Raw genomic sequence first — 20,715 nt, forward strand, 5'->3', positions numbered from 1 at the left:
CGCGCTGCGCCGCCGTTTGCTCGTGACGAGGTGCGGCGCTTTTGGCAATGTACCGAGTTGAGCCGCGACGCGCCGCTGGCGCCTCGGCTTTCAAAGCTCTTCCTATGCCCGATAGTCCACGCTACCGCGTGCTGGAGGTGCTGCACCAAGGTGCGGAAACCATCCTCTACCGTGCGCGGCGCGAGGAGGACGGCCGACCGGTGGTGCTCAAGGCCCTGCGGCGCGACCACGCAAGCCCCCGCGCCCTCGGCCGGCTCCAGCACGAGCTCGAGGTCGCCAGGGCGCTCGATTCGCCCGTTGTCATCAAGGCCTACGGGATCGAGCCGTTCCGCGACCAGATGACCCTGGTCCTCGAGGACTTCGGCGGCCGCTCGCTCGACCGGCTGCTCGATGGCGACGGGCCGATGCGCCCGATGCGCCCGATGTCGATCGAGCGCTTCTTCCCCCTCGCCCTCCGCCTCGCCGCCGCGCTCGCAGAGCTCCACCGACACCACGTCATCCACAAGGACATCAAGCCCCAGAACCTGCTCTACAACCCCGACACCGACGAGGTGAAGATCACCGATCTCGGCATCGCCTCCCTCTCCCCCCGCGGGGCCCAGGAGCTCGCCCGCGACAGGCTCATCGAGGGCACGCTCGCCTACATGGCGCCGGAGCAAACGGGCCGCATGAACCGCTCGATCGACGAGCGGACCGACCTGTACTCCCTCGGCGTCACCTTCTACGAGCTGCTGACTGGCACCCTGCCCTTCCACGCCAGCGACCCCGTCGCGTGGGTGTATTGCCACATCGCCCAGGCGCCGCAGCCGCCGCACGCGCTCGTCCCGTCGATCCCCCCGCAGCTCTCCGCCGTCGTCCTCAAGCTGCTCTCCAAGGCCGCCGAGGAGCGATACCAGAGCGCACTCGGCCTGCGCCACGATCTCGACCGGTGCTTCGCTCTGCTGCGCCAGAGCGGCGCCATCGAGGCCTTCCCGCTCGGACAGCGCGACGTCTCCGACCGGTTCCAGGTCCCACAGCGGCTCTATGGCCGCGAGCGCGAGCTAAAGGCCCTGCTCGCCGCGTTCGAGCGCGTTGTCGCGAACGGCCGGCCAGAGCTCGTCCTCGTCTCGGGCTATTCGGGCATCGGCAAGTCGTCGCTCGTCGCCGAGCTGCACAGGCCCGTCGTGCGCGAGCGCGGCTTCTTCCTCTCCGGCAAGTTCGATCAGCTCAAGCGGGACGTCCCCTACCGCGCCTTCCTTCAGGCATTCCAGGCGCTGTTGCGGGAGCTCCTGAGCGCGAGCGAGGAGCAGGTCGAGCGCTGGCGAGAGCGCCTCCGCGAGGCCCTCGGTCAGGACGGCACGCTTCTCGCCAACGTGCTCCCCGAGCTCGCCCTGCTCCTCGGCCCGCAGCCCCCCGTGCCCGAGCTCCCGCCCACCGAAGCCCAGAGCCGGCTGCTCGCCACGCTCCAGCGCTTCGTCGCCGCCTGCGCCCGGAAAGAGCACCCCGTCGCCCTCTTCCTCGACGACCTGCAATGGGCCGATCCCGGCAGCCTCCTCCTGATCGAGCAGCTCGCCCCCCTCGCCGGCGACGCGCACCTCCTGCTCATCGGCGCTTACCGCGACAACGAGGTTGGCCCCGCGCACCCGCTCCGGCTCACGCTGGCCGAGGCGCAGAAGCGCGGCACCGTCATCTCGGACATCGTCCTCGATCCGCTCTCCGCCGCCCATGTCGGGGCGCTCGTCGCCGAGGCGGTCCACGCGCCTGAAGCGCAGGTCGAGCCGCTCTCGCAGCTCGTTTACGAGAAGACCGGCGGCAACCCGTTCTTCGTGCTCCAGTTCCTCATCGCCCTGCACGACGAACGGCTCATCGCCTTCGACGCGGAGGAGGGCAGATGGCGATGGGACATCGCTGCCATCCGCGACAAGGGCTTCACCGACAACGTCGTCGAGCTGATGACCGGCAAGCTCAAGCGGCTCTCGACCCGCGCGCAGGACGCGCTCAAGCTCGCAGCGTGTCTCGGCGGTAGCGTGGCTCTCGACCCCCTCGCGGTCGTCGCGAGCCGGCCGGCGGCAGAGCTCCGCGAGGCGCTCGCGGAGGCCGTACGGGAGGGGCTGCTCCTCGGCGGGGACGGCACATACCGGTTCCTCCACGACCGGGTACAGCAAGCCGCCTACTCCCTCATCCCGGCAACGCAGCTCGCCGAGGTGCATCTCCGGATCGGCGAGCTGCTCTTGAAGGGCCGGAGCCCGGACGAGCGCGAGGACGCGCTCTTCGATATCGTCGGCCACCTCAACCGCGGCGCCGCGCTCCTCCGTTCCCAGGCCGAGCGCGACGAGTTCGCCGCGTTGAACCTCCGCGCCGGCAAGAGGGCCAAGGCCGCGGCCGCCCATGAATCTGCCGCCGCCCTCTTCGCCGCCGGCCTGGCCCTCCTCGCCAAGGAGCCCCGTGAACGCTGGGAGACGCACTACGAGCTCACCTACGACCTGACCTTCGAGCGCGCGCACGCCGCGTACGTCATCGGCAGCTTCGAGGAGGCCGAGCGGCTCCTCGACGAGCTCATGGAGCGCTCGAGGACCAGGATCGAGCGGGCGGCGATCGTCGAGCTCGCCGTCACGATGAACATCACCCGCGGGCAGTGCGCGCGCGCCGTGGAGCTCGGGCTCTCGTGTCTCCGCGGCTGGGATATCGAGCTGTCGCGTCCTGTCACCGACGCACAGGTCGACGAAGAGACCGAGAGCCTCTGGCACGCCCTGGGCGGCCGGGCGATCGAGGACCTGATCCATCTGCCCCCCATGGCGCACCCGGAGATCAAGGTCGTGATGCGCGTCCTGATGGGCGTGGTCGTCTCTGCCTATTTCGTGGACCAGAAGCTGCATTATCTGCTCCTCGTGCGCATGATCCAGCTCAGCCTGCGCCACGGCAACACCGAGTGCTCCGCCCAGGCGTACGTCGCCTTCGCGAAGGTGCTCGGACCGCGGTTCGGGAGATACGAAGAGGCTTATCGGTTCGGCAAGCTCGGCTACGACCTGGCGGACAGGAGCCACGCCCTCGCCAGCAAGGCCGTGGTGTTCTCCCTGTTCGGGCAGCAAATCCTCTTCTGGACGCGCCACTACAGAGAGACCGGCCCCTATACCCGCATCAGCTTCAACGCCGCGGTCGAGTCCGGCGATCGGAACCACGCGTGTTACATCAGCATGTGGGCCCCGCTGTTCCCGCTGCTCTCCGGTGAGCCGCTGGAGGACGTCCTCCACCAGGTCGAAGAACGCCTCGCCTTCGTGCGGAAGGCCGGTTACGCGTTCGCTCATGGCGTCCTCCTCGGCGCCCACGCCATGGTCCAGGCGCTGCGAGGGCGGCCGGTCCGCTTCTCGATGCTCGATGGATCCGAGCTGGATCAGGAGGCCTTCGAGGCGAGCCTCCCTCCGGGAGCCTCGAGCGGCGATCGCAGAGTTTATGATTGCCTGAAGGCTCAGGCGCTCTTCGTCCTCGGCTCTCCCGGGGGAGCGCTCGCCGCATCGACCCCTCTGGTCGTCGATGACGGCTGGAAGATGGACGCGAACGCGCTCCTCGCCGAGAACTTCTATTACCACGCGCTCGCGCTCGCCGCGGTGTTCGACGACGCGCACGACGCGCGCGACGTGCGCGACGTGCAGAAGGCGCCGCCGTCGCCAGAGCGGGAGCTCCCCGAACGGCTCCTCGCGTGCGAGCGGCAGCTCGGCGAGTGGGCGGAGAGCTGCCCCGACAACTTCCTCCACAAGCACGCCCTGGTCCGCGCGGAGATCGCCCGGCTCCGCGGGGACGAGCCGGAGGCGAGCCGGCTGTACGAGCAGGCCATCTCGTCCGCGCAGGAGGGCGGCTTCGTCCAGCACGAGGCCATCGCCAGCGAGCTCGCCGCCAGGCTCTACCGCGACCGCGGCCTCGCGACGCCCGCCGACGGCTACCTGCGAAAGGCCCGCTCTGGCTACTTCGCGTGGGGCGCCCACGCCAAGGTGGATCAGCTCGACCAGCGCTATCCCCACCTCGCCCCGCACAAGCCGATCGCCCCCACGGTCACCTTCGCCGTGCGGGCCGAGCAGTTCGACGTCCTGTCGGTCGTCAAGGCCTCTCAGGGCATCTCCGGCGAGCTCAGGCTCCCGCGCCTGCTCGAGATGCTCCTGCGCATCGTTGTCGAGCACGCGGGCGCCGAGCAGGGGTGCGTCCTCCTGGTCCAGGAAGATCGCCTGTCCATCGCGGCGGCGATCGCGGCGTCGGGGAGCGACGCGCGGCCGGTCGACGCGGGCGAGGCGGCGGCGGCCGCGCTACCGCAATCCATTCTCAACTATGTTCGCCGCAGCCGCGAGCGCGTGCTGCTCGACGACGCCGCCGGCAGGCACCCGTTCTCGGAGGACGCGTATTTCACGCGGAGGCGGCCAAGATCGGTGCTGTGCCTGCCGATCGTGCGGCAGGTAAGGCTGCTCGGCATGCTCTACCTGGAGAACGGGCTCGTGCCCGGGGCGTTCACCCCCGGGAGGCTTACCGTGCTCGAGCTGCTCGCCTCGCAGTCGGCCATCTCGCTCGAAAACGCCATGCTCTACGCCGAGGTCGAGCAGGAGAACGCCGAGCGGCGGCGGGCGGAGCGGGAGCTCCGGAGCAACCAGGCGACGCTGCAGGCCATCGTCGACAACTCCGCCGCGGCCATCTTCCTCAAGGATCGCGACGGCCGGTATCTGCTCGCCAACAGGAACGCATGCAACTTCGCCGGGCTGTCGAGCCATCAGCTCCTCGGAAAGACCGACGCCGAGCTCTTTCCTCGCGCGACCGCCAAGGTCCTCCAGGACAACGATCGGAGGGTGCTCGACGGGGGCGAGCCGCTCGAGTTCGAGGAGGTGGTGATGATGGAGGATGGGCTGCACACCTTGCTTTCGGTCAAATTCCCTCTCGGCGAGAGCGTCATGCCCGGCGTGCTCTGCGGCATCTCCACCGACATCACCGAGCGCAAGCGGGCCGAGCTCGCCGAGCGCTTCCTCGCGGAGGCGAGCCGCAGGCTCATGGTCCTCGGCTACGGCGCCACCCTCGACAGCGTCGCGCAGCTCGCCGTGCCCGAGCTGGCCGACTGCTGCGTCATCGACGTGCACCTCGCCGACCGCGCCCCGGGACACACGGTCACCGCGGTCATCGCGGGCGTGCCGGACGAGCTCGCAGGCGCGGTGATGGACGCGCTGCGGCCCCTGCCAGCGACCTCGGCGGAGCGCCCCGAGGTGGGCGATGTCCGCGCCGCGCCCCTCCTCGAGCGGCTCGGCATTCACTCTTTCCTCCGCGTTCCGCTCCTCGCGCGCGACCGGTCTTTCGGGGTCATGACCTTGCTGGCGACCGCGCCGCGGCGCCGCTATGGCCCTGCCGATCTTCGGCTCGCCGAGGAGCTCGGGAGCCGCGCCGCGCTCGCCCTCGACAACAGCCGTCTGTTCGCTGAGGCCCAGCGGGCGATCGGGCGCCGCGACGAGTTCCTCGTCGTCGCATCGCACGAGCTCAAGACCCCGCTCACCTCGCTCACGATGCAGGCCCACCTCCTTGCCCGGCTCTTGCCCCGCTTCCAGCGCGCGGAGGTCGCCCCGGAGCGCATCGACGCCGCGCTCCAGGTCGTCGATCGCCAGATCGCGCGCCTCGCCCACCTGGTCAACGAGCTGCTCGACGTCACCCGCCTCAACGCCGGACGGCTCACCCTCTCGCGCGCGCCCGTCGATCTGGCGGCCCTGACGCGCGAGGTCGTCGAGCGGATGAGACAGCAGCTCGCCGATGCCCGCTGCCGCGCCCAGCTCGACCTGGAAGGGCCCGTGGTGGGCAACTGGGACGCTTCTCGCATGGAGCAGGTCCTCATCAACCTCCTGTCCAACGCGATCAAATACGGCGCGGGGGCCCCCATTCACGTCGTCGTGCGCGGCCTGGAAGGCCGCGCGCTGCTCGTCGTCCGCGATCACGGCATGGGCATCACGGAAACCGACCAGGCCAGGATCTTCGAGCGCTTCGAGCGCGCCGTCTCCGTCCGCAACTTCGGCGGTCTCGGACTCGGCCTCTACATCGTGCGATGGATCGTCACCTCCCATGGCGGCACCATCCGCGTCGAGAGCAAGCCGGGCGCGGGCGCCACGTTCGTCGTCGAGCTGCCTTTGCATGCGGCGGAGGCAGAGACGGACGGCCAGGATGCCCTGCTCCCGCAGGCGTAGGCGCGCTGCGCGCTGCGCGCTCACTACCCGACTGCGCTTCAGCAGCCCCCTTTCCGTCCCCGCTATCGCCGTGCATGGACGAATGCGTCACCGCAGGCGAGCCGGCGCGAGAGCGCGGCGCCGTTTGCTCGTGACGAGGCGCACCGCTTTTGGCAGTGTAGCGAGTTGAGCCGCAACGCGTCGCTGGCGCCTCGGTTTTCAAAGCTCTTCCTATGCCGGATAGTCCACGCTACCGCGTGCTGGAGGTGCTGCACCGAGGTGCAGATACCGTCCTTTACCGCGCGCGGCGCGAGGAGGACGGCCGGCCGGTGGTGCTCAAGGCCCTGCGGCGCGATCACGCCAGCCCCCGCGCCCTCGGCAGGCTCCAGCACGAGCTCGAGGTCGCCAGAACGCTCGATTCACCCGTCGTCATCAAGGCCTACGGCATCGAGCCGTTCCGCGACCAGATGACCCTGGTCCTCGAGGACTTCGGCGGCCGCTCGCTCGACCGGCTGCTCGATGGCGACGGGCCGATGCGCCCGATGTGCCCGATGTCGATCGAGCGCTTCTTCCCTCTCGCCCTCCGCCTCGCCGCCGCGCTCGCCGAGCTCCACCGACACCACGTCATCCACAAGGACATCAAGCCCCAGAACCTGCTCTACAACCCCGACACGGGCGAGGTGAAGATCACCGATCTCGGCATCGCCTCCCTCTCGCCACGCGAGGCCCATGAGCTCGCGCACGACGGGCTCATCGAGGGCACGCTCGCCTACATGGCGCCGGAGCAGACCGGCCGCATGAACCGCCGCGTCGACGAGCGGACCGACCTGTACTCCCTCGGCGTCACCTTCTACGAGATGCTGACTGGCGCCCTGCCCTTCCAGGCCAGCGATCCCGTCGAGTGGGTCTATTGCCACATCGCCCAGACGCCGCGGCCGCCGCACGCGCTCGTCCCCTCGATCCCACCGCAGCTCTCCGCCGTCGTCCTCAAGCTGCTCTCCAAGGCCGCCGAGGAGCGTTACCAGAGCGCCTTCGGCCTGCGCCACGACCTCGACACGTGCTTCTCACGGTGGCAGGCGAGCGGATCCATTCAGCACTTCCCGCTCGGACAGCGCGATCTCTCCGACCGGTTCCAGGTCCCGCAGCGGCTCTATGGCCGCGAGCGCGAGATCGAGGCGCTGCTCGCCGTGTTCGAGCGCGTGGTCGCGAACGGCCGGCCAGAGGTCGTTCTCGTCTCGGGCTATTCGGGGATCGGCAAGTCCTCGCTCGTCGCCGAGCTGCACAGGCCCGTCGTGCGCGAGCGCGGCTCCTTCCTCTCCGGCAAGTTCGAGCAATTCAAGCGCGACGTCCCCTACCACGCCTTTCTCCAGGCGTTCCGGGCGCTCTTGCGGGAGCTCCTTGGCGCGAGCGAGGAGCAGATCGAGCGCTGGCGAGAGCGCCTCCGCGAGGCCCTCGGCCAGGACGGCGGTCTGCTCGCCGACGTGCTCCCCGAGCTCACGCTCCTCCTCGGCCCGCAGCCGCCCGTGCCCGAGCTCCCGCCCGCCGAGGCCCAGAGCCGGCTGCTCGCCGCGCTCCAGCGCTTCGTCGCCGCCTGCGCCCGGAAGGAGCACCCGATGGCGCTCTTCCTCGACGATCTCCAGTGGGCCGACGCGGCCAGCCTCCTCTTGCTCGAGCACCTCGCCACCCATGCCGGCGACGCGCACCTCCTCCTGATAGGCGCCTACCGGGACAATGAAGTAGGCCCCGCGCACCCGCTCCGGCTCACGCTGGCCGAGGTGCAGCAGCGCGGCGCCGCCGTGTCCGAGCTCGTCCTCACGCCGCTCTCCGCCGCCCACGTCGGGGCGCTCGTCGCCGAGGCGGTCCATGCGCCCGAAGCAGAGGTCGAGCCGCTCTCGCAGCTCGTCCACGAGAAGACCGGCGGCAACCCCTTCTTCGCCCTCCAGTTCCTCATCGCCCTGCACGACGAGAGGCTCATCACCTTCGACGCCGAGCAGCGCGAATGGCGCTGGGACATCGCCGCCATCCACGACAAGGGCTTCACCGACAACGTCGTCGAGCTGATGGCCGGCAAGCTCAAGCGGCTCTCGGCCCCTGCACACGACGCGCTCAAGCTCGCCGCGTGCCTCGGCAGCAGCCTCGACCTCGAACCCCTCGCGGTGGTCGCGGGCCGTCCGGCGGAGGAGCTCCGCGAGGCGCTCGAGGAGGCCGCGCGGGAGGGGCTGCTGCTCCGCCGGGGCTCTGGTTATCGCTTCCTCCACGACCGCGTGCAGCAGGCCGCGTATTCGCTCATCCCGGCAGAGCAGCTCGCCGAGGTGCACCTCCGGATCGGCCAGCTGCTCTTGAAGGAGCAGCTCGCCGAAGAGCGCGAGGACGCGCTCTTCGACGTCGTGAGCCACCTCAACCGCGGCGCCGCGCTCCTCCGTTCTCAGGCCGAGCGCGACGAGCTCGCCGCGCTGAACCTCCGCGCCGGCAGGAAGGCCAAGGCCGCCGCGGCCTTCCAGTCCGCCGCCGCGCTCTTCGCCGCGGGCCTCTCCGTGCTCGCGCTGGCCTCCTGGGAAACGCAGCACGCGCTGACCTACGATCTGACGCTCGAGCGCGCGCACGCCGCGTACATCACCGGCGGCTTCGACGAGGCCGAGCGGCTCCTGCAAGAGCTCATGGAGCGCGCGAGGACCAGGACCGAGACGGCCGCCGCCGTCGAGCTCATCGTCACGCTCCGCATGATCCGCGGGCAATCCGCCCGCGCCGTGGAGATCGGGCTCTCGTGGCTCCGCACCTGCGGCATCGATCTTCCGCGCCTCCCCACCGACGCGCAGCTCGAAGAGGAGACGAAGAGCGTCTGGCAGGCCCTGGGCGACCGGGCGATCGAGGACCTGATCCATCTGCCCCCCATGACCGACCGGGAGGTCAAGCTGACGATGGGTGTGCTGGAGGGCGCGGGCATCGCGGCGTCCTTCATGACCCCGAACCTGTACTTTCTCATCTTCCTGCGCATGGTCCAGCTCAGCCTGCGCCACGGCAACGCCGAGAGCTCCGCTGTCGCGTACACGTCGTTCGCGAGGATGTTCGGCCCGAGGTTCGGGCGATACAAGGAGGCCTATCGGTTCGGCAAGCTCGGCCACGACCTGGCGCAGAGGAGCGGCCGCCTCACCACGAAATCGATGGTGTTCGCCACCTTCGGACACCATGTCGTCTTCTGGACACGCCACTACCGAGAGACGACTCCGTACGGGCGCGCCGGCTTCAGCGCCGCGGTCGAGTCCGGCGCGATGAGCATGGCGTGCTTCAACTGCGTATGGGACGCGCTGTTCCACCTGCTCTCCGGCGAGGCGCTCGAGGACGTGCTCCGCGAGGTCGACGAGCGCCTCGGCTTCGTGCGCAGCGCGGGTTTCGCGTTCGCGCACGGCGCCCTCCTCAGCGCCCGCGCCACGATCCAGGCGCTGCGCGGGCGGCCGGTCCGCTTCGCGATGTTCGACGGCTCCGAGCTGGATCGTCCGGCCTTCGAGGCGCGGCTGCAGGAGGGAGCGCTGGAGACCACGCGCGAGTTCTATTACAGCTTGAAGGCGCAAGCGCTCTTCGTGCTCGGCGCGCCCAGGGAGGCGCTCGAGGCGGCGACCCGCGTCGTCACCGAGCAACCCTTCTGGAACCAGCCGCACGCGCTCATGGCCGAGAGCTTCTATGTCCTCGCGCTCTCGCTCGCGGCCCTCGTCGACGTACCGCGCGCACCGCACGCACCGCACGCGGAGCGGGGTTCCCCGGGGCGGGAGCTCCCCGAGCAGCTGCTCGAGTGCGAGCGGCAGCTCGGCGCGTGGGCCAGGAGCGGCCCCGACAACTTCCTCCACAAACACGCCCTGGTCCGCGCCGAGATCGCCCGGCTCCGCGGGCAGGACCTGGAGGCCATCGGGCTCTACGAGCAGGCCATCTCCTCGGCGCGCGAGGGCGGCTTCGTCCAGCACGAGGCCATCGCCAGCGAGCTCGCCGCCCGGCTCTACCGCGATCGCGGCCTGTCCACGCCCGCCGACGCTTACCTGCAGAAGGCCCGCGCCGCCTACTTCCGCTGGGGCGCCCACGCCAAGGTCGAGCAGCTCGACCAGCGGTATCCCTTCCTCGTCGAGCGAAAGCCGATCGCCCCCACCGTCACCTTCGCCGTCCGGGCCGAGCAGTTCGACGTCCTGTCCGTCGTCAAGGCCTCTCAGAGCATCTCCGGTGAGCTCCAGCTCCCGCGCCTGCTCGAGATGCTCCTGCGCACCATGGTCGAGCACGCGGGCGCCGAGCAGGGGTGCGTCCTGCTGGTCCGGGGTGAACGCCTCTCCAGCGCGGCGATCGAAGCGCCGAGGGGCGCGGTCCGGATGCGCGACGCGGGCGAGGCGCCTTCGGCCGCGCTGCCGCAATCCATCCTCAACTACGTTCGCCGCAGCCACGAGCGCGTGCTGCTCGACGACGCCGCCGCCAGACACCCGTTCTCGGAGGACGAGTATTTCACCCGGAAGCGGCCGAGATCGGTGCTGTGCCTCCCGATCGTGCGGCAAACGCGGCTGCTCGGCCTGCTCTACCTGGAGAACAACCTCGTCACCGGCGCGTTCACCTCAGGGCGGCTCACCGTGCTCGAGCTGCTCGCCTCGCAGTCGGCCATCTCGCTCGAGAACGCCATGCTCTATACCGATATCGAGCAGGAGAACGCCGAGCGGCGCCGGGCGGAGCGCGAGCTCCGCGAGAGCCAGGCCACGCTGCAGGCCATCGTCGACAGCTCCGCCGCTGCCATCTTCCTCAAGGATCGCGAGGGTCGGTATCTGCTCGTCAACCGCCAGGCGAGCAACGTCGCCGGCCTGCCGAGCCATCGGCTCCTCGGAAAGACCGACGCCGAGCTCTTGCCTGCTGCGCTCGCCGAGATCATCGGCGATCACGATCGGCGAGTGATCGAGTCGGGCGAGCCGCTCGAGTTCGAGGAAGAGGTGATGATGGAGGACGGGCCGCACACCTTCCTCTCGCTCAAGTTCCCTCTCGGCGACGAGGTCATGCCCGGCGTGCTGTGCGGCATCTCCACCGACATCACCGAGCGCAAGCGCGCCGAGCTGGCCGAGCGCTTCCTCGCCGAGGCGAGCCGCAAGCTCATGGCCCTCGGCTACGGCGCCACCCTCGAGAGCGTCGCGCAGCTCGCCGTGCCCGAGCTGGCCGATCAGTGCGTCATCGACGTGGACCTCACCCAGGACGCCCCGGGGCGGACGGTCACCGCGGTCACCGCGGGCGTGCCGGCCGAGCTCGCGGGCGCCGTGGTGGACGCGCTGCGGGCGCTGGCAGCGGCCTCGCCGGACCGCCCCGAGGTGGGCGACGTCCGCGCCGCGCCCCTCCTCGAGCCGCTCGGCGTTCACTCCTTCCTCCGCGTCCCGCTCCTCGCGCGCGACCGGCGCTTCGGCGTCATGACCCTGCTGGCGGCCGCGCCACGGCGCCGCTACGGCCCCGCCGACCTGTGGGTCGCCGAGGAGCTGGCGAGCCGCGCCGCGCTCGCCCTCGACAACAGCCGCCTGTTCGCCGAGGCCCAGGAGGCGATCGAGCGCCGGAACGAGTTCCTCCTCGTCGCCTCGCACGAGCTCAAGACACCGCTCACCTCGCTCACGATGCAGGCCCACCTCCTCGCCCGGCTCCTGCCCCGCTTCGCGCGCGCCGAGGTCGCCCCGGAGCGCATCGACGCCGCGCTCCAGGTCCTGAGCCGCCAGATCACGCGCCTCGCCCACCTGGTCAACGAGCTGCTCGACGTCACCCGCCTCAACGCCGGACGGCTCACCCTCGCGCGCGCGCCCGTCGATCTGGCCGCCCTGACGCGTGAGGCTGTCGAGCGAATGAGGCAGCAGTTCGCGGACGCCCGCTGCCGCATCCAGCTCGATCTGGACGAGCCCGTGGTGGGCAACTGGGATGCTTCTCGCGTGGAGCAAGTCGTCATCAACCTCCTGTCCAACGCGATGAAGTACGGCGCGGGGGCCCCCATTCACGTCGTCGTGCGCGGCCAGGAAGGCCGCGCGCGGCTCGTCGTCCGCGATCACGGCATCGGCATCGCGGAGACCGATCAGGCCAGGATCTTCGAGCGCTTCGAGCGCGCCGTCTCCGTCCGCAACTTCGGCGGCCTCGGTCTCGGCCTCTACATCGTGCGGTGGATCGTCACCTCCCACGGCGGCACCATCCGCGTCGAGAGCGCGCCGGGCGCGGGCGCTGCCTTCATCGTCGAGCTGCCTTTGAATACGGCAGAGGCAGAGACGGACAGCCAGGGCACCCTGCTCCCGGAAGCGTAGGAGCGCGCTGTGTGCTCACTACCCGACTGCTGCCTCAGCCGGGCTGACGCGCCGCCGTTTGCTCGTGACGAGGCGCGGCGCTTTTGGCAGTGTACCGGGTTGAATGGCAACACGCCGCCGGCGCCCCGGCTTTCAAAGATCCTCCTATGCTCGATAGTCCACGTTACCGCGTGCTGGAGGTGCTGCACCAAGGTGCGGACACGATCCTCTACCGCGCGCGGCGCGAGGAGGACGGCCGGCCGGTGGTGCTCAAGGTCCTGCGGCGCGATCACGCGAGCCCCCGCGCCCTCGGCAGGCTCCAGCACGAGCTCGAGGTCGCCAGGGCACTGAAGTCGCCCGTCGTCGTCCAGGCCTACGGCATCGAGCCGTTCCGCGACCAGATGACCCTGGTCCTCGAGGACTTCGGCGGCCGCTCGCTCGACCGGCTGCTCGATGGCGACGGGCCCATGCGCCCGATGTTGATCGAGCGCTTCTTCCCCCTCGCCCTCCGCCTCGCCGCCGCGCTCGCCGAGATGCACCGGCGGCACGTCATTCACAAGGACATCAAGCCTCAGAATCTCCTCTACAACCCCGACACGGGCGAGGTGAAGATCACCGATCTCGGCATCGCCTCCCTCTCGCCACGCGAGGCCCAGGAGTTCGCGCACGACGGGCTCATCGAGGGCACGCTCGCCTACATGGCGCCGGAGCAGACCGGCCGCATGAACCGCTGGGTCGACGAGCGGACCGACCTGTACTCCCTCGGCGTCACCTTCTACGAGATGCTGACTGGCACCCTGCCCTTCCAGGCCAGCGATCCCGTCGAGTGGGTCTATTGCCACATCGCCCAGGCGCCGCGGCCGCCTCACGCGCTCGTCCCCTCGATCCCACCGCAGCTCTCCGCCGTCGTCCTCAAGCTGCTCTCCAAGGCCGCCGAGGAGCGCTACCAGAGCGCCCTCGGCCTGCGCCACGACCTCGACACGTGCTTTTCCCAGCTGCGCCAGCGCGGCGCCATAGACGCCTTCCCGCTCGGACTACGCGACGTCTCCGACCGGTTCCAGGTCCCGCAGCGGCTCTATGGCCGCGAGCGCGAGCTCGAGGCGCTGCGCGCCGCGTTCGAGCGCGTCGTCGCGAACGGCCGGCCAGAGCTCCTTCTCGTCTCGGGCTATTCGGGCATCGGCAAGTCGTCGCTCGTCGCCGAGCTGCACGGGCCCGTCGTGCGCGAGCGCGGCTCCTTCCTCTCCGGCAAGTTCGATCAGCTCAAGCGCGACGTCCCCTACCGCGCCTTCCTTCAGGCCTTCCGGGGCCTCGTGCAGGAGATCCTTGGCGCGAGCGAGGAGCAGGTCGAGCGCTGGCGAGAGCGCCTCCGCGAGGCCCTCGGCGCCAGCGGCGGGCTGCTCACCGACATGCTCCCCGAGCTCGCCCTGCTCCTCGGCCCGCAGCCCCCCGTGCCCGAGCGCCCGCCCGCCGAGGCCCAGAGCCGGCTGCTCGCCACGCTCCAGCGCTTCGTCGCCGCCTGCGCACGGAAGGAGCACCCCGTCGCCCTCTTCCTCGACGACCTGCAATGGGCCGACCCCGGTAGCCTCCTCTTGCTCGAGCAGCTCGCCCCCCTCGCCGGCGACGCGCACCTGCTGCTGATCGGCGCTTATCGCGACAACGAGGTCGGCCCCGCGCACCCGCTCCGGCTCACCTTGGCCGAGGTGCAGAAGCGCGGCGCGACCGTCGGCGACATCGTCCTCACGCCGCTCTCCGCCGCCCACGCAGGCGCGCTCGTCGCCGAGGCGGTCCACGCGCCCGAAGCAGAGGTCGAGCCGCTCTCACGGCTGGTTTACGAGAAGACCGGCGGCAACCCCTTCTTCGTGCTCCAGTTCCTCATCGCCCTGCACGACGAGGGGCTCATCACGTTCGACGCCGACGAGGGCGCATGGCGGTGGGACATCGCCGCCATCCTCGACAAGGGCTTCACCGACAACGTCGTCGAGCTGATGGCCGGCAAGCTGGAGCGGCTCTCGGTCCCGACGCGCGACGCGCTCAAGCTCGCCGCCTGCCTCGGCGGCAGCCTGACCCTCGACACCCTCGCGGTCGTCGCGCGAAGGCCGGCGGACGCGCTCCGCGAGGCGCTCGAGGAGGCCGTGCGGGAGGGGCTGCTGCTCCGCCGGGACAGCGCCTATCGCTTCCTCCATGACCGGGTGCAGCAGGCCGCTTATTCGCTCATCCCGCCTGGACAGCTCGCCGAGATGCACCTCGGGATCGGCCGGCTGCTCTTGAAGGCACGGCGCGCTGAGGAGCCCGATGAGACGCTCTTCGATGTCGTCGGCCACCTCAACCGCGGCGCCGCGCTCCTCCGTTCCCAGGCAGAGCGCGACGAGCTCGCCGCCCTCAACCTCCGCGCCGGCAGGAAGGCCAAGGCCGCCGCGGCCTACCAGTCCGCCGCCGCGCTCTTCGCGGCGGGCATGGGCCTCCTCGCGCAAGATCCCCGCGAGCGCTGGGAGACTCGGTACGATCTGGCCTATCCCCTGAGCCTCGAGCGCGCGCACGCCGCCTACGCCACCGGCAGCTTCGACGAGGCCGAGCGGCTCCTCGACGAGCTCATGGAGCGCGCGAGGACCAAGATCGAGCGCGCCGCGGTCGTCGAGCTCGCCGTCGCCTTGCACGTGACCCGCGGGCAGTGCGCCCGCGCCGTGGAGCTCGGGCTCTCGTGCCTTCGCGCCTGGGACATCGAGCTGTCGCTCCCCGTCACCGACGCGCAGGTCGAAGAAGAGACCGAGAGCGTCCGGCAGGCCCTGGGCGGCCGGGCGATCGAGGATCTGGTCAACCTGCCCCCCATGGAGCACCCCGAGATCAAGGTGGCGATGCGCGTCCTGATGGGCGTGAACATCCCTGCCTATTTCGTGGACGTGAAGCTGCACTATCTGCTCCTCGTGCGCATGGTCAAGCTCAGCCTGCGCCACGGCAACGCGGAGAGCTCCGCCCAGGCGTACACCGCCTTCGCGCGGATGTTCGGCCCGCGGTCCGGGCAATACCGTGAAGCCTACAAGTTCGGAAAGCTCGGCTACGACCTCGCGGACAGGGGCCACGCCCTCGCCACGAAGGGCGCGGTGTTCACCCTGTTCGGGCAGCAGATCGTCTTCTGGACGCGCCACTACCGGGAGACCGGTCACTATGCTCGCCGCGGCTTCAACGCCGCGGTGGAGGGCGGCGACTGGAACAACGCATGTTACAATTGCATCTGGGCGGCGATGTTCCCGCTGCTCTCCGGCGAGCCGCTCGAGGACGCCCTCCACCTGACCGAGGACCGCCTCGCCTTCGTGCGCAAGGCCGGCTACGCGTTCGTCTATGACATCCTCCTCGGCGCCCGGCACCTCATCCAGACGCTGCGTGGGCGGCCGGTCCATTACGCGATGCTGGATGGCGCCCAGCTGGATCAGGCGGCCTTCGAGGCGCGGCTCGGCCGGGAGGGCGGGGTCGTCCCCGGCTGCTTCCACTTCAGCATGAAGGCGCAGGCGACGTTCCTCCTCGGCTCTCCCCGGGAGACGCTCGCGGCGGCGACCCGCGTGGTCGTCGACTACGACTGGAAGCTCGACGCGTGCGCGCTCTATGCCGAGTGCTTCTATTATCGCGCGCTCGCGCTGGCCGCGCTCGTCGACGACGACCAGGACCGCGCGGCGGCGCCGTCACCCCGGCCGGAGCTCCCGGACGGGCTGCTCGACTGCGAGCGGCAGCTCGGCGAGTGGGCCGCGAGCGGCCCCGACAACTTCCTCCACAAACACGCTTTGGTCCGCGCCGAGATCGCCCGGCTCCGCGGGCAGGACCTGGAGGCCATCGGGCTCTACGAACAGGCCATCTCGTCAGCGCGCAAAGGCGGCTTCGTCCAGCACGAGGCCATCGCCTGCGAGCTCGCCGCCCGGCTCTACCGCGATCGCGGCCTGTCCACGCCCGCCGACGCTTACCTGCAGAAGGCCCGCGCCGCCTACTTCCGCTGGGGCGCCCACGCCAAGGTCGAGCAGCTCGACCAGCGGTATCCCTTCCTCGTCGAGCGAAAGCCAATAGCCCCCACCGTCACCTTCGCCGTACGCGCCGAGCAGTTCGACGTCCTCTCCGTCGTCAAGGCCTCTCAGAGCATCTCCGGTGAGCTCAAGCTCCCCCGCCTGCTCGAGATGCTCCTGCGCATCGTGGTCGAGCACGCGGGCGCCGGAGAGGGGTACGTGCTCCTGCTCCGGGAAGATCGCCTGTCGATGGCGGCGGCGATCGCCGCGTCCGGAGGCGTTACGCGGCTGCTCGACGCGGGCGAGGCGGCGGCGGACGCGCTGCCGCAATCCATCCTCAACTACGTTCGCCGGAGCCACGAGCGCGTGCTGCTCGACGACGCCGCCGCCAGACACCCGTTCTCGGAGGACGAGTATTTCACCCGGAAGCGACCGAGATCGGTGCTGTGCCTGCCCATCGTGCGCCAGGCGCGGCTGCTCGGCGTGCTCTATCTGGAGAACAAGCTGGTGGCCGGGGCGTTCACCCCGGGGCGGCTCACCGTGCTCGAGCTGCTCGCCTCGCAGTCGGCCATCTCGCTCGAGAACGCCATGCTCTACACCGATATCGAGCAGGAGAACGCCGAGCGGCGCCGGGCGGAGCGCGAGCTCCGCGGAAGCCAGGCCACGCTTCAGGCCATCGTCGACAACTCCGCTGCGACCATCTACCTCAAGGATCGCGACGGCCGGCACCTGCTCGTCAACCGCCAGGTGGGCCGCCTCCTGGGCATGCCGCCCGATCAGATCATCGGCAAGACGAGCACCGAGCTCTTCCCTTCGACGAACCTCGAGATCATCGCGGACAACGACCGGCGGGTGCTCGACTCGGGCGAGCCGCTCGAGTTCGAGGAGGAGGTGATGATGGAGGACGGGCCGCACACCTACCTGTCGCTCAAGTTCCCGCTCGGCGAGAGCGTCATGCCCGGCGTGCTCTGCGGCATCTCCACCGACATCACCGAGCGCAAGCGCGCCGAGCTCGCCGAGCGTTTCCTCGCCGAGGCGAGCCGCAAGCTCATGGCCCTCGGCTACGGAGCCACCCTCGAGAGCGTCGCGCAGCTCGCCGTGCCCGAGCTGGCCGACCGGTGCGTCATCGACGTCGACCTCGCCCAGGACGCCCCGGGGCGGACGGCCACCGCGGGCGTACCGGCCGAGCTGGCAGACGCGGTGATCGACGCGCTGCGGCCCCTCGCAGCGACCTCGCCGGAGCGCCCCGAGGTGGGTGACGTCCGCGCTGCGCCGCTTCTCGAGCGGCTCGGCGTTCACTCGTTCCTCCGCGTCCCGCTCCTCGCGCGCGACCGGCGCTTCGGGGTCATGACCCTGCTGGCGGCCGCGCCGCGACGCCATTACCGCCCCGCCGACCTCTGGCTGGCCCAGGAGCTGGCGAGCCGCGCCGCGCTCGCCCTCGACAACAGCCGCCTGTTCGCCGAGGCCCAGGTGGCGATCGAGCGCCGCGACGAGTTCCTCCTCGTCGCCTCGCACGAGCTCAAGACCCCGCTCACGTCGCTCAAGATGCAGGCTCACCTCCTCGCCCGGCTCCTGCCTCGCTTGCAGCGCGCCGAGGTCGCCCCGGAGCGCATCGACGCCGCGATCCATGTCCTGAGCCGCCAGATCGGGCGCCTTGCCCACCTGATCAATGAGCTGCTCGACGTCACTCGCCTCAACGCCGGCCGGCTCACCCTCGCGCGCGCCCCCCTCGACCTGGCGGCCCTGGCGCGCGAGGTCGTCGAGCGGATGCACCAGCAGCTCGACGACGCCCGCTGCCGCACCGAGCTCGATCTGGAAGGCCCCGTGGTGGGCAGCTGGGATGCGACGCGCCTGGAGCAGGTCCTCATCAACCTGCTGTCCAACGCGCTCAAGTACGGCGCGGGGGCGCCCATTCACGTCGTCGTGCGCGGCCTGGAAGGCCGCGCGCTGCTCGTCGTCCGCGATCACGGCATGGGCATCGCCGAGGCCGATCAGGCCAGGATCTTCGAGCGCTTCGAGCGCGCCGTCTCCGTCCGCAACTTCGGTGGTTTAGGACTCGGCCTCTACATCGTGCGGTGGATCGTCACCTCCCACGGCGGCACCATCCGCGTCGAGAGCAAGCCGGGCGCGGGCGCCACGTTCATCATCGAGCTGCCTTTGCACCCGGCGGAGGCGGAGTCGGAGACGGCGGCGGACGGCCGAGGGGACCTGCTCCCACAGGCCTAGAGCGACAAACGGGTTGAAACCCCGAGAAAAAGCAGAAATTTCACGGGGAGGCGGGGAGGCGGGGAGCGAGAGACGGCAAGAGGGAGAAATTCATATTTTTGCCTCCTCAGAAAAAACTGTGGGTGAGCCATTCGGGCTCCGGCAGCTTCCCGAGCGCGTGGTAGAGGGCGATCTCCGCGTGTTCGTAGGTCCGAAACCCATAGGCTTTTCTGGTCGTAATCCTCGCTTTATTGTTGAATCCCTCGGTGGCGCCCTGGGCGAAGGCGCTCCGTGCGCGGAACCAGTTGAGCAGGAGCTCTCGGTGGCCACGGAGGGTCCGTGCGAACTTCTGGAACGGCGGAATCCTGGAACCCATGGCCAGACGTGTCCAATCGTCCAGGAACCATCCAGCCCACGCGGGAGACTTGTACTTCCAGAAACGCTGGAACTGCTCCTTCAGCAGGTAGGCGCGAACGGGACCTGGACGCGAGCGAGCACGGCGCGACCCGTCTCACGCGACGGCGGACACGCGACCGCGCTGTCCAGTGAATGCAGGTCGTCACCGTATGAACCCACCGTCGCGCAGCTTCCCGCCCAGCTGACCGTGAAGTCACGTTGACGGAGGGCGTCAACCCGCAGCTTGTCAGATCGCTGGGTGCCTCATCGTGCCTGCAGCTGACGTCGTCGAGAATCTCGGATTTTAACGCCAAGGCGCTCGGTAGCCCTGGGGGATTGCTCCCCCAGGGCCCCCACAGATCCGGACGTGCGGGGCTACCGCATCCGGCTCTTCGCGACATGGATTCGCTACGCGGGTGAGTACGGCCTCGCGACTCGGGCAGGTGGGAGGGGGTAGCGTTCCAGCAGCCTGTGCCTGCGGTCCCAGTTGATCCGCGCTCTCTGGGAGCGACGACCGAGCCACTTGCAGGTAGTGGTCAAGTTTGCCCAGAGAGAGTCCACATGAAGGCGGGAAGGCGGGAAGATCATTAAGGTTTTCTTCCCGCCTTCCCGCCTTCATGTTCAAATTTGACCACTACCCAAGAATGACCTTCCTCTCTCTTGCTTTTTTGCGCCTTGGCGCCTTGGCGCCTTGGCGTTAAATTCTCCGGTCTCCCGCTACGAGTAGACACGCCCATGCACCGCCTCTGCGCCCACGGTCTGCGAGCAGGCGACCCATCCCACGGATGCCCGCGACGCATCGCCCAGCCATGCTGCGGCAGGGCGCCCCGCGGATGCCCGCAAGTCGTTCTGCCCTTGCTCGGCTCATGCGCCCACAGATCCTGCGGAGGAGCCTCATTTTTTCTTCCTCCCCGCCTCCTCGCCTCCCTGTGAAATTTCTCCGGGTTTCAACATGATTGGTGTTCTAGAGCCACAGACCGGCGGAAGCCACGTGCGAACAGCGAGGAGTCGAACCGCCAAGACGTTATAAGACGCCAAGATTCTTTCATTTCTCTTGGCGTCCTCGGCGCGCTTGGCGGTTCATTTCTCCGGTTTCCAAGCGGATCGGTGCTCTGGCGGGTTATCCCCCCGAGCGCCTCCAGGGGAGTTCGCTCCGGGACCAGGGCTCCGGCAGGGCCTGTCGTGGCCCGCCATCGCGCTCGTGTCTCCTGGGTCGACCGCTGGAGGAGCTCGGGGACACAGCGGTGATTGTCATCGTTTCGCGCTCCTTCGAGCGCTCATCAAGGAGGATTGGCCATGCGCAACGTTCTCATCGTCGTGTTCGTGCTCATCGTGGGATGTGGCGGGGAGGCTCCGGCCGCGCGCTGGGTGGCCTGCGAGTTCACCGGCAGCACCCCGGGCGGCGTGACGGTCCGTAGCTGCGCCGAGCTCGAGACCGACGACCCGGACAAGCACGAAAGCGAGTGCACGGACAGGTCAAACCTCGAGGCCGAGCTCGTCGATCGATGCTCGACCGGCGACGTGCTCGGCACCTGCGTCCTCACCGGCGACGGCGAGACCATGACGACGTACCATGATGAAACAGAGCTCCTCACGGCGGATATCGTCAAGCCGCTCTGCGAAGCGACGAACGGCACCTGGACGCCGCGCTGACGCGCTGACCCGGTGCGTGTCGCCGCGGTCCGAGCGCCGCGACGCCCGTGGAGAAGG

At 69.7% G+C, this 20,715-nt stretch carries 4 protein-coding genes and 1 pseudogene; 4 read left to right on the top strand and 1 reads right to left on the bottom strand.

From position 1 onward, the window contains the following. Positions 1-104: 104 nt before the first annotated feature. The 3 genes from WMF46_RS29245 to WMF46_RS29255 all read left to right on the top strand — a co-directional run bounded on the left by WMF46_RS29245 (position 105) and on the right by WMF46_RS29255 (position 18,630). A complete protein-coding gene (locus WMF46_RS29245; protein WP_437980216.1) occupies positions 105-6,176 on the top strand; it encodes an AAA family ATPase in 6,072 nt (2,023 codons plus the stop codon). Positions 6,177-6,388: 212 nt separating this feature from the next. Next, the gene (locus WMF46_RS29250) at positions 6,389-12,439 is read left to right on the top strand and encodes an AAA family ATPase (protein WP_437980217.1); all 6,051 of its coding nucleotides are present in this window, start codon (positions 6,389-6,391) and stop codon (positions 12,437-12,439) included. Positions 12,440-12,585: 146 nt separating this feature from the next. Continuing rightward, positions 12,586-18,630 (top strand): AAA family ATPase, encoded by a 6,045-nt coding sequence (locus WMF46_RS29255; protein ID WP_437980218.1) that lies wholly within the window; start codon positions 12,586-12,588, stop codon positions 18,628-18,630. A 106-nt stretch (positions 18,631-18,736) separates the two neighbouring features. Here WMF46_RS29255 and WMF46_RS29260 read toward each other — a convergent pair. After that, positions 18,737-19,084: pseudogene (locus WMF46_RS29260) on the bottom strand (transposase); the annotation flags it as partial. 1,217 nt (positions 19,085-20,301) lie between these two features. Here WMF46_RS29260 and WMF46_RS29265 point away from each other — a divergent pair. Further along, a complete protein-coding gene (locus tag WMF46_RS29265) occupies positions 20,302-20,658 on the top strand; it encodes a hypothetical protein (protein WP_437980219.1) in 357 nt (118 codons plus the stop codon). The last annotated feature ends 57 nt before the right edge of the window (positions 20,659-20,715 follow it).

The organism is Sorangium sp. So ce117 (assembly GCF_051524395.1).
Taxonomy (GTDB): Bacteria; Myxococcota_A; Polyangia; order Polyangiales; family Polyangiaceae; genus Sorangium; species Sorangium cellulosum_B.

What these genes read in the sequence shown, in the direction of transcription:
- WMF46_RS29265 (WP_437980219.1), top strand. Translation starts at nt 20,302, where the DNA reads ATGCGCAACGTTCTCATCGTCGTGTTCGTGCTCATCGTGGGATGTGGC.
- WMF46_RS29245 (WP_437980216.1), top strand. Translation starts at nt 105, where the DNA reads ATGCCCGATAGTCCACGCTACCGCGTGCTGGAGGTGCTGCACCAAGGT.
- WMF46_RS29255 (WP_437980218.1), top strand. Translation starts at nt 12,586, where the DNA reads ATGCTCGATAGTCCACGTTACCGCGTGCTGGAGGTGCTGCACCAAGGT.
- WMF46_RS29250 (WP_437980217.1), top strand. Translation starts at nt 6,389, where the DNA reads ATGCCGGATAGTCCACGCTACCGCGTGCTGGAGGTGCTGCACCGAGGT.